Source organism: Bradyrhizobium sp. UNPA324, from assembly GCF_006658635.1.
Classification (GTDB): Bacteria; Pseudomonadota; Alphaproteobacteria; order Rhizobiales; family Xanthobacteraceae; genus Bradyrhizobium; species Bradyrhizobium nanningense.
The window spans coordinates 814,554-827,421 of record NZ_LFJD01000004.1 but is presented as its reverse complement, the minus strand read 5'-3'; the positions used below and the strand labels follow the sequence as shown (position 1 = coordinate 827,421).

The following is a 12,868-nucleotide window of genomic DNA, read 5'->3' as shown; positions in this document are numbered from 1 at the left end:
GGGAACATGGCAGATATGGGCAATATCCTGCTCTGTCCTCTGGCGATTCTCACCTCGAATGGCTCCAAACTCGAAGGCCTCACTCCCGCGGCTCGGCAAACCGTTGAAGCGTGCCTTTTTCGACCGCAGCGTCCACGAGGTCGCGCCCGAGCTGATCGGCGCGACGATGCTGGTCGATGGAATCGGTGGCATCATCGTCGAGGTCGAGGCCTATCATCATACCGACCCCGCGGCGCACTCCTACAACGGGCCGACGCCGCGGAACCAGGTGATGTTCGGCCCACCCGGCTATGCCTATGTCTATCGCTCCTACGGCATCCACTGGTGCATCAACTTCGTCTGCGAGGAGGAAGGCTCGGCCAGCGCCGTGCTGATCCGCGCGCTAGAGCCGACGCATGGCATCGCCACCATGCGCCGCCGCCGTCATCTCCAGGACGTACATGCGCTGTGCTCGGGCCCCGGCAAGTTGACCGAGGCGCTCGGGATCACCATCGCACACAACACCCTGCCGCTGGACCGGCCGCCGATCGCACTGCATGCGCGAACGGAGGATTTGGAGGTCGCAACCGGCATTCGGATCGGCATCACCAAGGCGGTCGAGCTGCCCTGGCGCTATGGCGTCAGGGGCTCGAAGTTTTTGAGCAAGCCGTTTCCGAAGTAGCGTCCTCACGACGCCTGCTTCAGCCGCTCCAAGGCCTCGAGCAGCTTGGCCTTGCGCGCCAGCGCGGCCTCGCGCTTTTCGCGCTCCTCCTCGACGACCTCCTCGGCCGCGTTGGCGACGAATTTCTCGTTCGCCAGCTTGGACTCCGCGCGCTTGATGTCGGCGTCGGCCTTGCCGATCTCCTTGTCGAGACGCGTGCGCTCGGCGGCCACGTCGATCACGCCCTTGAGCGGCAGCGCGGCGACCTCGCCGCGCACGAGCAGCTGGACCGCACCGTCCGGCGCACGGTCGGCGAAGGAGATCTCCGACAGCCGCGCCATGCGCTTGATGACGTCAGTCCAGCGGGGCGCGCGCTCCCTGGTCTCGGCCGAGGCGCCGGCAAGCACCAACGCCGTCAGCGTCGCCGGCGGGATGTTCATCTCGGCGCGCACCGAACGGATCTGCGTGACCAGGTCGATCACCCAGCCGATCTCGGCCTCGGCCGCAGGGTCCGTGAAGTCGGCGTGGTCGAAGATCGGCATCACCCAGGCCGGCGAGACGAGCGGATCGGTCGTCCCTGTCGTGGCGGCCAGCATCGCAAGCTGCTCGGGCGTCGGCTCGGCCCGCTTCAGCGGCCATGGCGCCAATGCGAGCAGGCCGTCGCGCTTGGCCGTCACCTCCCACAGCTCTTCGGTGATGAAGGGCATGAACGGGTGCAGCAGCTTCAGGATCTCGTCGCGCGCCCAGGCGACCATGGCGCGGGTCTCGTCCTTGGCGGGACTGTCCGGACCGAGCAGCACGGGCTTGGCGAGCTCGACATACCAGTCGCAATAGACGTTCCAGACGAAGCGGTAGATTGCGCCTGCCGCATCGTTGAAGCGATAGGCCTCGATCGCCTCGGTCACCTCGCGCGTGGTGTGCGCGCTCTCATGCGCGATCCAGCGGTTCAGCGTCTCCTTCGCCTTCGCCGGCTCGAAACCGTCGGGCACGGCGCAGTGGTTCATTTCCGCAAAGCGCGACGCATTCCAGAGCTTGGTCGCGAAATTGCGGTAGCCCTCGACGCGGCTGGTGGCGAGCTTGATGTCGCGCCCCTGCGCCGCCATCGCCGCCAGCGTGAAGCGCAGCGCGTCCGCGCCATATTCGTCGATCAGGTTGAGCGGATCGATGACGTTGCCCTTCGACTTCGACATCTTGGCGCCCTTCTCGTCGCGGACGAGGGCGTGGATGTAGACGGTCGAGAACGGCACCTCCTTCATGAAGTGAAGGCCCATCATCATCATGCGGGCGACCCAGAAGAAGATGATGTCGAAGCCGGTCACCAGCGCATTGGTCGGATAATAGCGCTGCACCTCGGGGGCATCTTCGGGCCAGCCGAGCGTCGAGAACGGCCACAGCGCCGAGGAGAACCAGGTGTCGAGCACGTCCTCGTCGCGCGTGATGAAGCCTTCGCGCTTGTTACGGTCGAGCGCCATTTCGCGGCCCTGCTCGGCCGTGATGACCTCCTGCTCGACGTAATAGCCGAGCGCGTGGCTGATCGCCTCCTCCTCGGTCTCGGCGACGAACACCTTGCCGTCGGGCCCGTACCAGGCCGGGATCTGGTGACCCCACCACAGCTGGCGCGAGATGCACCAGGGCTGGATGTTCTCCATCCAGTCGAAATAGGTCTTTTCCCAGTTTTTCGGCACGAACGAGGTTTCGCCCGAGCGCACCGCCGCGATCGCGGGCTTTGCCAGCGTCTTGGCGTCGACATACCATTGATCGGTCAGGTACGGCTCGATCACAGTGCCGGACCGATCGCCGTGCGGCACCATGTGGGTGTGCGGCTCGATCCGCTCGACGAAGCCGAAGCTCTCCAGCCGCTCGACGATGCGCTTGCGCGCGGCGAAGCGGTCGACCTTGTGGAACTCCTCGGCGAATTGCGATGCGCCCTCCGGCAGCTCGTGCAGATAGTCCTCGTTGTCGACGAGATCGAGACACCCTTCCCTGTCGATCACGCTGATGCGGCGCAGGCCGTGGCGATTGCCGACCTCGAAATCGTTGAAGTCGTGAGCCGGCGTCACCTTGACCGCGCCGGAGCCCTTTTCCGGATCGGAATAATCGTCGGCGACGATTTTGATCTTGCGGCCGACCAGCGGCAGGATCACGTTTTTGCCGACCAGCTTCTGGTAGCGCTCGTCCTCCGGATGCACGGCCACGCCGGTATCACCGAGCATGGTTTCGGGGCGCGTGGTGGCGACGACGATGAAGGTCGAGGGATCCTCAGGGCTGAACGTCTTGCCCTCGATCGGGTAACGCAGATACCAGAGGTGGCCCTTGACCTCGGTCTGCTGCACTTCGAGATCCGAGATCGCGGTGAGCAGCTTGGTGTCCCAGTTCACCAGCCGCTTGTCCTTGTAGATCAGCCCCTCGCGGTGCAGCTCGACGAACACCTTGACGACGGCTTTCGACAGGCCCTCGTCCATGGTGAAGCGCTCGCGCGACCAGTCGCACGAGGCGCCCAGCCGCTTGAGCTGGTTGATAATGGTGTCGCCGCTCTCGGCTTTCCACTGCCAGACCCGCTCCAGGAATTTCGCGCGGCCCATCTCGCGGCGGCCGGGCTGCTGGCGCTCCATCAGCTGCCGCTCGACCACCATCTGGGTGGCGATGCCGGCATGGTCGGTGCCGGGCTGCCACAGCACGTCGCGGCCGCGCATGCGCTCGAACCGGCACAGGATGTCCTGGAGCGTGTTGTTGAGGGCGTGGCCCATGTGCAGCGAGCCCGTCACGTTCGGCGGCGGGATCACGATGGTAAACGGCACAGCGTCGCGGCGGTCGGGGCGGCCGGCCTTGAAAGCAAGGCTGTCCTCCCACACCACGGACATGCGGGCTTCGATATCGGCGGGCTGATAATTTTTCTCGATCATGGGGCTGTAGAAAGCCGCGTGTGCGGGTCAAGTCAACGGGAAGCTCAGCGGCAAAGGGCGTCCTGCCCGGTCCGCAGGCCGAATATGCCCTGGGAGCAGGGCTTTATCGGGGCCGCACCGCCGGTGTCAGCGGCCGCCGCGCGAGACCCGCTCGATTTCGGCCTTCACGATGCGTTCGACGAGGCCCGGCAGATTGTCGTCGAGCCAGGATTTCAGCATCGGGCGCAGCATCTCCTTGACCAGATCCTCAAGCGTCCGCGCATTGCTGCTGAGCACCGTGTGCGCCAGGGAATTGAAGGCGGATTCCACCGCCGAGACGGTCGACTGCGCGAGCATGGGCTGCTGCGGCGGCAGCGGCGGGGCATCGAAGTCCACCGGCGCGTAAGACGGTGGCGGCGGCGGCGATTCGGCGAATTCCAGATCGTCGCGCGGCTCGACCTTGCGGAAGCTCGGTGGCGGCGGAGCCGGTGTCGGATCCATCGCCATCTCGTCGGTCAATTCGAGTACGTCGGGTTCAGGCTCGGGCTCCGGCTCAGGCGCGCGCATCTCGGGCGCGGGTGTGGCTGCATCGAGCCCCGCCAGCAGCGCGTCGATGTCGTCCTGGCTGTTTGGCGATACATCCGCCGCAGGTGCGGGAGCTGAGGCCGGTGCCGGCTTTGCGGCCGGGGGCGCAGCGGGCTTCTCGGCGGTCGGTTTGGCCGCTGCGACCTTGGAGGGTGGAATGTCGTTCATCGCCTGCGGCTTTGGCGGCGCGGCGGGCGCGGCGGCTTTCTCGGGTTTGGCGGTTTCAGCCGGCGGCGGCTTGGCCTCATCGTCGGCAATGATGCGCCGGATCGAGGCCAGAATCTCCTCCATCGAGGGTTCTGTGACCTTTGCAGGCTGCGTCATCTCCGACTCCACATCATCAACGCCCTCGCATGCGTTGTTTTACACCAAGCACGGCAGGATTGGCCGGTTCCGGACCGATGGCCGGTCATTTTCGTCACGGCAGCCCGACTTGTCCCCAGATCACGGCTCAACGTGCGGCGGTGCGCCCCTGCCCCCGGCACTCAAGCTTTACGCACACGGCATCAATGCGAAGCGAATCGATCCGCATTGTCTTGGCAAGGCTATGTCAGGGATTTTGATGATTGCAAGCAAAGCGCCGGTCGGCCTCGGCTATTGGCGAGGCCGACCGGACGACAACGGGTATCAGCGCCCGTCAGGCGTACGCACGCCGGCCCAGCTGTCGCGGACCTGATGGTAGTGAACACTGGGATCGTAAACATTGGTCGCAAGGCCAAGGACCTGCGGCGCCAGACGGCCGACCGCGGCGAGGACGTTGTACGATGCGACGACACGGTCGTGCTGCGCGGTCACGAGCGCGACGCGCGCATTGACCAGCGCCTGCTGGGCGTTGAGGACGTCGAGGGTCGTGCGCTGGCCGGCCTTGGCTTCCTCGCGCACGCCGTTCAGCGCGATCTCGGACGCCGTCACCTGCGCCTGCGCCGACTGCACCTGCGCCTTGCCGGCCTGCAGCGAGCCCCACCATTGCACGATGGTCGCACGAACCTGATCGCGGGTCTTTTCGAGGTTGAGGCGCTGCTGCGCCAGGTTTTCCTTGGATTGGCGGATCAGCGAATATTCGCCACCGCCATTATAAATCGGCACCTGGAGCTGCGCGATCGCCGATGCGGTGTACGAGCGCATCTGAATCAAGGACTGTTCGTCGGCCCGCTGGGCCGTTACCTGAGCCGTAAGTGTCGGCAGCAACGCTCCTTCGGCGATTTTGACCTGCAGATAATTGACGTCGATGCCATACATGGCAGCCGTCACGTCGGGATGCTCGACCAGACCGAGTTCGATCGCCGAGGCAAGCGTGGGGGGAAGAAATCGATCGACCGGTGAGCCCGGCGCAAGGTTCGTCGGATCGTTGCCGATGACCCGACGGAAGGCGGCACGGGTCGTGTTGAGATTCGATTCCGCGGTAAGGGCCTGGGTCTTGCCGGCAGCCAGCTGTGCTTCCGATTGCGCGACGTCCGTGCGTGTCACCTCGCCAACATTGAAGCGATCACGGGTCTGCTTCAGTGTCTGTTCGAGGACGCGCACGTTGCTGCGCTGGACCTCGAGCGTGGCGGAATCCCGCAGATAGTCCATGTAGGTCGTTGCGGCGCTCAGCAGCACGCTCTGATCCATACCGCGCAGCGCTTCACGGGTGCCGGAAACCTGACTCTCCGCCGCCCGCGTCTTGTTGCCGGTAATGTTGCCGTTGTAGAGCGTCTGCGTCGCGGTAACGCCAACGCTGCGGGGGGTCCTGGTTCCGAAGACTGAGTTACTCCCTACGCCACTCTGCAAATCCTGATATTGATAGCCACCGGTCGCCGTCAGATTGACCTTGGGCCGGTAGCCGGACAAGGCCTGCGGCACGCCCTCGTCAGTCGAGCGCACCTGGGCACGCTGTGCGTTGAGCTGCGGATTGTCCTGATAGGCGCGCACCAGCGCGGATTCGATCGTATCCGCCAAGGCAGGCGTCGGCCCGGCAAGCGCCAGCAACAGGACCGAAACCGCAGCTCCGGTGAAGAGCTTCACCCCATGCATCCCTGAAATTCCGTTCATTCTAACGCCCGGCTCGTGCCCGCGAGCTGGGTTACGTCTATCGAGTGGAGTCGTTGCCCCGCCGCAACATAGGATGCGGATTGGCGCGACGGAACTACCCGAGGGTAGTTCCCGGTGGAAACTCTTCACGTGCAGCATCCCGGCCACACTTCTGATTCAGAACGGGATTTTAATGGGACTTTGGACCGTCAGAAGACGAAAGCGGCCGCCCGTTCGAGCCCCGGAAGGACCGGAGCAGCAGCGTCGAACAGGGTTCGATGGCCGAATTCACCGTGGGTACGGGTCACGATCATGGCCCGCGGCGGCCGTGATTCCGCGGACACTCCCACCAGGCGCCCGCCCTCCTTCAGTTGCCCGAGCAATGCCTCCGGCATCACCTCGGCAGCGCCATTGAGGATGATCACGTCGTAGGGAGCGGCGGACGGATCGCCTTCGGTGCAGGCTGCGGCCTTGCAGGTGACATTGGCAAGCCCCAGGGACGTGAGGGAATCCTTGGCCTTCGCGGCCAGGGCCGAGTCGCATTCCGTTGCGGTGACCTGGCGGGCCAGCTTCGCAGTCAGCGCGGCGAGGTATCCCGTGGCGCAGCCGACCACCAGGACATTGTCGCCCTCGCCGATGTCGGCGGCCTGAAGCAGCTTGCCGGTCAGCTGAGGCTTGATGAGGAAGCGCTTGACTGTGCCCTCGCTCACGTCGAGGTCGAGATCGAGATAAGCCAGGGCCTGCCGGGCGGCCGGCACGAAGACCTCGCGCGGAACCGTGAGCATGGCATCGAGAATACGACGGTCGGTGACATCATTGGTGCGCACCTGGCCATCGACCATTTTGAGGCGCGCGGTCGAGAAACCGGACATTTGCGGACCCTGCAATGCGGACGATGCCGCGGACGAAATTCGCGGCATCTTTGGAGCATGCACGGCCAAAACGCAACACGGCCGTTCACCTGCGGGGCCAGGGCTTCCGTATCTTACCGCATCGGGCGCCGGAACGGATTATTCGATGGCCACCGCGAGGCGGCCGATCAGAGCTGCGACCTCATCCAGCCGCGCCGAATCGGGCGTCTCAACCGCACGCGCCAGACAGGCGAGGCATTCATCGTCGCTGAGTTCGGGAATGTCCGCCGGCAGAATCGAGGGGGCCATATGAGAACGGTCGACCTGGATGTCTGGCATGGGAATCAGCTCCGTAAAGATCCGGCAGCTGTCGAAGCTCAATTTCAATTGAGTCGATTTGGCGCCGTCCCCATGGCGCGACGACGCCCGTCCACACATCCGCTTGAATGCGATTCCAGCCAAAAATCGCGGACGCGCTATTCAGAAATCAATGCAACGAGATCGCGAGGCGCTCGAAGATGAGACCACAAGCCATTGAATTTGCGGAAAATTTTGGCTCCCCGGGCTGGATTCGAACCAGCGACCATCCGATTAACAGTCGGATGCTCTACCGCTGAGCTACCGAGGAAAAGGCGAACCAGTCGTTCGCGCGCGGCTGCGTATAACAAAGCCGCTTGCGCTTGCAAAGGACGAATTCGTCATCCTCCGAAACGTCCTTGAGGAAGGGCCTGAGCGGGCCCCTCCTCCCGGCGATATCGGCCAATCGCTATTCCGCAAGAAACGAGGTTTTCTTGGTGCCGGAATCGTAGCGCAGCCGAAGCGCGGTGATCTTGCAGAGGTTGACGTTCTTCCACAGCACGGCCTCGTCGTAGTTCTGCCAGTCGACGCGAATGTTCCAGACGCAGCCCTCGTCGTCCTCGTCGAACTCGACATAGGTGCTGGCCTGGTTCTGCAACACCTTCTCGAGTTCGTTGTCCCACTCGTCCAGGCCATCGTCCGGTGCGTTGAAGCCCAGGAACTTGATGGCATAGCCGGTTTCGTTGACGACGGTGACGTTGCGGGCGTCAGCCGCAAACGACGGCATGGCGGCGATCGACAGGCCGATCGCGATCAATCCAGACAGAAAATACTTCATGAAAATCCTCCGATCGAAACAGGCCTCGGCGCCCGGCATCGATCGGCGCAGGCGCCGCGGCAACAAAAAGCGTTGCCTCAAGACATGCCCGGAGTGCGATCGAAGGGTTCAACACGCCGTCGATCTGCACTCCGGAACGTTGCGCGACGCGAGACGCGCAGGACCTGTTCTATCGTTTCGAATTCTCCGCAGCAATGAACGGGCATTCATAGATCGGCGGTGTTTGTCTTCTCCGGCACGGGAGCAGCTACCGGCACAGCGGCACCGTTGCTCTTCCCGGTCACCGCGCCGACCAGCGCCTTCACGGGATCATCGCCGGGCGCAAAACCGCTCTGGCGCAGGATCTCGTCGATCATCGGACGCAGCGCGTGCACCTTGAGCAGCTCGCCGGCCAATCCCTCGCCGAAGCCGACATTGCCTCCGCCTGCGCCGTTGCCGCCGAAGGCGCCGCCGGTGTGCAGGATGCGGACGTCCTTGAGGTTGGCGATCGGCTTGACCATCTCGGCCAGCGCCGACGGCATCGTCTCGATCCGCTTCTTGGCGATCTCGAATTCGATGACGTTGCTGCCGAGCTTGTTCTGCGCCTCGTTCTTCATGGTGATGACGGCGGCCTCGGCCTCACCGATGTTGCGGACGCCGACAGCCTTGATCTTGTTGGACTCGGCTTCGGCGGTGGCCAGCGTCTTCACGGCTTCGGCGCGATCGAGCGAGGCCTTCTTCTCGGCCTCGGCCGCGACGATCAGCTCGGTCGATTTGCGTTCGGCCTCGGTCCGCGCGGCCAGCACCTGGGTGAGACGGGTGCGATCGGCGACCTCGACCGCACGCGCAGTCACGACCTTTTCCTCCGCGGACACCGCGAGCGCCTCGGCGGTCTTGGCTTCGGCGACGGCTTCCGAGGTCTGCTTGCTCTTGGCGGCGATCTGGATCTCGTTCTCCTGGGTGGCGATCTGGATCTCGCGCTGGGCATCGGTCTTGCGCTTGTTGATCGCCAGATCCGATTCGATCACCGCGGTTTCCTTGACCTGCTTGGCACCGGCCTCCTTCTCGGCAACGGCCCTATCGGTATCGATGCGGGCGTTCTCCTCGGTCAGGCGCGCGGTCTGGGTTGCGGTTGCGACCTCGGCGCGGGTGCTCGCGGTCTTGTTGGCGATGTCGCGCTCCTGCGAGAGCTCGGCTTCCTTCTTGGTCCGCTCGATGCCGAGGGTCTGTTGCCGCGCCTCGAGGTCCTTTTGCGCAATCGCCACCTCGTTGTCCCGCACGATGGCGTTGCGGTCGCGCCGGCGGGTTTCGGTGACAGTCTTCAATTGGGTGAGACCTTCGGCGTCGAAGAAGTTTTCGGGGTTGAAGAACTTGACGTCGGTCTGGTCAAGCTTGGTCAGCGACACGGATTCAAGCTCGAGGCCGTTCGATTTCACGTCGGACTCGACCGTGGACTGCACGTGCTTGACGAAGTCCGAGCGCTTCTCCTGAAGCTCCAGGATGCTCATGGTCGCGGCGACCGAGCGCAGGCCGTCGACGAATTTCGCCTCGACCTGGTTGCGCAGCGCCTCGGCGTCGTTGGTCAGCGCGCCAAGCGTCTGGCTTGCCAGCGCGATGCTCTCTTCATCCGGGCGGACGCGGACGTAGAACTCGGCGACGATGTCGACGCGCAGGCGGTCCTTGGTGATCAGGGATTCCCGCTCCTTGCGTTCCACGGTGAGCCGCAGCGTCTTCAGATTGACGCTGGCGTAGGAGTGGAAGATCGGCAGGATCATGGCGCCGCCGTCGAGCACGACCTTCTTGCCGCCGAGGCCGGTGCGCACGAAAGCTTCGTCGCGTGTGGCACGCTTATAGAGGATGGTGAAGACGATCCCGAGGACGATGATCAGCGCAACGCCGATCATGGCCGGGACTGCGATGTCGAACATGACTTTCTCCAATGAATGACCTTAGCTACTGCTTAGAGGTGACTTGGACGGCTTGAGTTCATCGTCGGCCTTCACTGCGACGAAGCGCGTGCCATCGCGATCGACCAGCAGCACTATGGCTCCCTGCGGCAGCGGCGAGGACGACGGCGCGGCGACTGCCCAGACGAAATGGCGATTGCCGTGGATATCGGCGACGCTGACCTTGCCGGGCGGGCCCTGGTCGAGCGGGCCGATCACGACCTCACCGATGCGGCCGACAAGATCGCCGAGGCCGACGACATAGCTTTCATCTTTCGGAATGACCCGCGCGATGGCCCTGCTGGCGGCGCGGACCAGCGGAACCGAGACCACGACCGCTCCGACCGAAGCAAGCGTCGCCGGCAAGGGGCCGGCCACCATCCGCGCGACGTCTTGGATCAGGAAGCCGGTGATGGAGAAGGCGCCGAGCAGCAGCAGCAGGAAGACCAACAGCGGCACGCCGCCGATATTGATCCAGGAGATGGCGTTGATCACGCCATTGTCGCTGGGTTGACCGAAATCGACGTGGGTGCCGAGCATCTCGCTCAAGGAGGCTCCGACCAGCATCGAGACCACCTCGATCGAGCCGACGATGACGATCATGGCCGCCGCGATCGCGAACGGCCTGACCTCCGGCGCCATGACGTGTTCGAGCAGAGCGCTCATGCCACGGCACTCAGGAGCGCGACTTCAGCCGCGCCAGCCTCGCCGCAATTTCCTTGTCGCGATGGAGCGTGCTGAGCTCGTCGATGTCGCTCGAATAGGGGATACCCTGGGGCACGCCGGTGGCCCGCGCCACCGCCTTGCCTGCACGCAAGGCCTTGGCTGCAGCGGAAGTGCCGCCCTGCTTACGGAACGACGTCGAGCCCTGCTCACCTGCGGCCGCCTCGCTCTTTTCGAGATCGGCGCGGCGCTGCTCGGCGTCCTGGAGTGCCGACAGCACCGCGCGCAGGGAGGTGACACATTGTTCGATCTTCTCGTTGTTCTCGTCGATGGCGCGGGAGAGCACGTCGAACTGCGCCTCCAGATCCATCTGCCGCGCGATGCCGGCACGAGCGAGGTCGTCGCGGCTATCAGCGATCGCCCCTTCGATCTTGGGAGCGAGATCGGCCATCTCACGCTCGATCTCGGTGCGGCGCGCGTTGAGGCGGTATTCCTCGGCACGCGCAGCGGCGAGCGCGTCACGCGCTTCGCTCTCGGCGTGCTCGATCTCGCGGATGGCCTGTCCGACCACCTTGAGCTTGTTCTTGCCTTCCGCCTGCTCGATCGCGTCATAGGCGATTCCGGCGATCAGGCGCCCGACCCGGGACAGGAAATTGTCGGGGGCGGCAGCGATGGTGTCCATAGCGTTCTCCTCCTCTGGCAGAGTGTTCGGCGTGACGCCGTAGTGGACTTCGAAACCGTCCTCGGTGCGAACCAGGCGCGCGGGCACGCTTTGCCCCCAGCCTTCGGTATAGCCGGCATAGTCGAAGGGCACGCTGAAGCGCCCTTGCACGGTCGCAATCGAGATGGTGGCCGGGCCTTTGATCTTGGCGAGCTTGTCGTCGAGCGGCAGACGGCGGCCCTGCGCCGCGCGATATTCGGTGCGGTCGCGCAGCCCCAGCGTCACGAGACGCGACGGCAGCGCGGTTGCTTTCCGGATCGGCTCATAGGCGTGGGCATGCAGCAGCACGACGTTGGAACCGACGTTGTGGCTCCGCGCGACCTTCTCCAGGATTTCCATCATGCGGTCATAGGCCTGGAACGTCGCCTCCAGTGCGGCCTTGGCGGCCGGGTCAGGGGCAAGCCTGTAACGCAGCGCGGACGGCGCGTTTCGGGGCGACTGGCTCATACAAAGCACTAAAGCACCATTTTGGTGCTTTAGGAAGAGGACGCCTGATCACGTTTCCCTGATCCTCATGCACGCTATCGATTAGTCGTTGTGCCCCAGCGCGGCGTTCAAGTCGCGCATTCACCTCTAAGTCACCCGCCAATCAAGACTTCTTGCACGCGCGGGTTGTAATTTGAGTCGAAATGCCGAGAGGGACCGGCAACGACGTGTGCCGCGCACTTGGCTCTGATGTCCCCCCGACGATCAGCCGGACGACGCGAGCAGCTGTCGATCCACAGCCTGTCCGCAGCATATCCACAGGGCCGATATTGGGGATTCGTCAGCAGGTTGCGCGTCTTGCTGCGCACCAACCCACAGGTGGCTCACCCACCAGCCACGCTTCGGCAAGCGGAAGCGAACAGGGTGAGGAACAGCCCGACCGTGGGGCGCGCCGCGCGCCCGGCTCCTCACCTCCGCAAATCGCAAGAACCTCGCCTTCATGGCCAGTCTCCTGTCCGCCCTGCCCGCCTCCAGCCTTTGCCAGCGGGGGTCGCGCCAAGGGGTAGGAGAAATAAATCGTGGAGGATGTGATCTTTTTCACACGAGCGATCGTCGGGCGGAACGTAGGTTCCCGACGGGACTTTCTAGAAATCGCTAACCAATCGAGCCGCGATCGCCGGATCGTTAAAATGCGAGCAATCGGCTCAATCGGATGACAAACCGACTTTGCGACATTGCGCCATCCGCGTTCTGCGAGGGGTGTGATGAGAAGCGAAGCCGAATTCAACTTGATGCTGGATGCCGTCCGGGACGCCATGGTCGTTGAAGATTTCGCGCCCGCGCCAGAAAAGGAATTCGTGCCCCGCTCGTGGAGCTTCGACGCGACACCCAAAGCCGCCAATGACAATGAGGGCGCCTGGCCCCTCCTGCCGTTTCCCGACGGCTGGTACGCGGCCTGCTGAGCGCTGCTTTCAGCGTAAGCCGAACCGCCCGCCTCGCGGGCGTTTTGCTATGGGGCCTGCGCCGGAAA

General features: G+C 64.2%; 11 protein-coding genes and 1 tRNA gene. 2 read left to right on the top strand and 10 right to left on the bottom strand.

The genetic code is table 11. The features are described from left to right. Nucleotides 1-58 precede the first annotated feature (58 nt). The gene (locus UNPA324_RS03965) at nt 59-661 is read left to right on the top strand and encodes a DNA-3-methyladenine glycosylase (RefSeq protein ID WP_141933607.1); all 603 of its coding nucleotides are present in this window, start codon (nt 59-61) and stop codon (nt 659-661) included. 5 nt (nt 662-666) lie between these two features. On the opposite strand, the gene UNPA324_RS03960 is transcribed toward UNPA324_RS03965, so the two are convergent. The 10 genes from UNPA324_RS03960 to UNPA324_RS03915 all read right to left on the bottom strand — a co-directional run bounded on the left by UNPA324_RS03960 (nt 667) and on the right by UNPA324_RS03915 (nt 11,868). Further along, nucleotides 667-3,543: a valine--tRNA ligase gene (locus UNPA324_RS03960; RefSeq protein ID WP_141933605.1), complete on the bottom strand. Its 2,877-nt coding sequence runs from the start codon at nt 3,541-3,543 to the stop codon at nt 667-669. Nucleotides 3,544-3,669: 126 nt separating this feature from the next. Then, nucleotides 3,670-4,431 carry a PopZ family protein gene (locus tag UNPA324_RS03955; RefSeq protein ID WP_181769282.1) on the bottom strand — a complete coding sequence of 254 codons (762 nt, stop codon included), beginning with the start codon at nt 4,429-4,431 and terminating at the stop codon, nt 3,670-3,672. Nucleotides 4,432-4,734: 303 nt separating this feature from the next. Continuing rightward, the gene (locus UNPA324_RS03950; RefSeq protein WP_128922018.1) at nt 4,735-6,120 is read right to left on the bottom strand and encodes a TolC family outer membrane protein; all 1,386 of its coding nucleotides are present in this window, start codon (nt 6,118-6,120) and stop codon (nt 4,735-4,737) included. A 206-nt stretch (nt 6,121-6,326) separates the two neighbouring features. Continuing rightward, nucleotides 6,327-6,989 (bottom strand): protein-L-isoaspartate O-methyltransferase family protein, encoded by a 663-nt coding sequence (locus UNPA324_RS03945; RefSeq protein WP_141933601.1) that lies wholly within the window; start codon nt 6,987-6,989, stop codon nt 6,327-6,329. Between the two features lie 138 nt (nt 6,990-7,127). Beyond that, a complete protein-coding gene (locus tag UNPA324_RS03940) occupies nt 7,128-7,307 on the bottom strand; it encodes a hypothetical protein (protein ID WP_141933599.1) in 180 nt (59 codons plus the stop codon). A 214-nt stretch (nt 7,308-7,521) separates the two neighbouring features. Beyond that, a tRNA-Asn gene (locus UNPA324_RS03935) sits at nt 7,522-7,596 on the bottom strand. 138 nt (nt 7,597-7,734) lie between these two features. After that, nucleotides 7,735-8,103: a hypothetical protein gene (locus tag UNPA324_RS03930; RefSeq protein ID WP_141933598.1), complete on the bottom strand. Its 369-nt coding sequence runs from the start codon at nt 8,101-8,103 to the stop codon at nt 7,735-7,737. Nucleotides 8,104-8,309: 206 nt separating this feature from the next. Then, entirely contained in the window at nt 8,310-10,010 is a 1,701-nt protein-coding gene (locus UNPA324_RS03925; RefSeq protein ID WP_141933596.1) for a flotillin family protein, read from the bottom strand. A gap of 21 nt (nt 10,011-10,031) precedes the next feature. Next, entirely contained in the window at nt 10,032-10,694 is a 663-nt protein-coding gene (locus UNPA324_RS03920) for an OB-fold-containig protein (RefSeq protein WP_141933594.1), read from the bottom strand. A 10-nt stretch (nt 10,695-10,704) separates the two neighbouring features. After that, entirely contained in the window at nt 10,705-11,868 is a 1,164-nt protein-coding gene (locus tag UNPA324_RS03915) for a PspA/IM30 family protein (protein ID WP_141933592.1), read from the bottom strand. Between the two features lie 734 nt (nt 11,869-12,602). Here UNPA324_RS03915 and UNPA324_RS03910 point away from each other — a divergent pair. Further along, a complete protein-coding gene (locus UNPA324_RS03910; RefSeq protein WP_128921832.1) occupies nt 12,603-12,800 on the top strand; it encodes a hypothetical protein in 198 nt (65 codons plus the stop codon). Nucleotides 12,801-12,868: the final 68 nt, after the last annotated feature.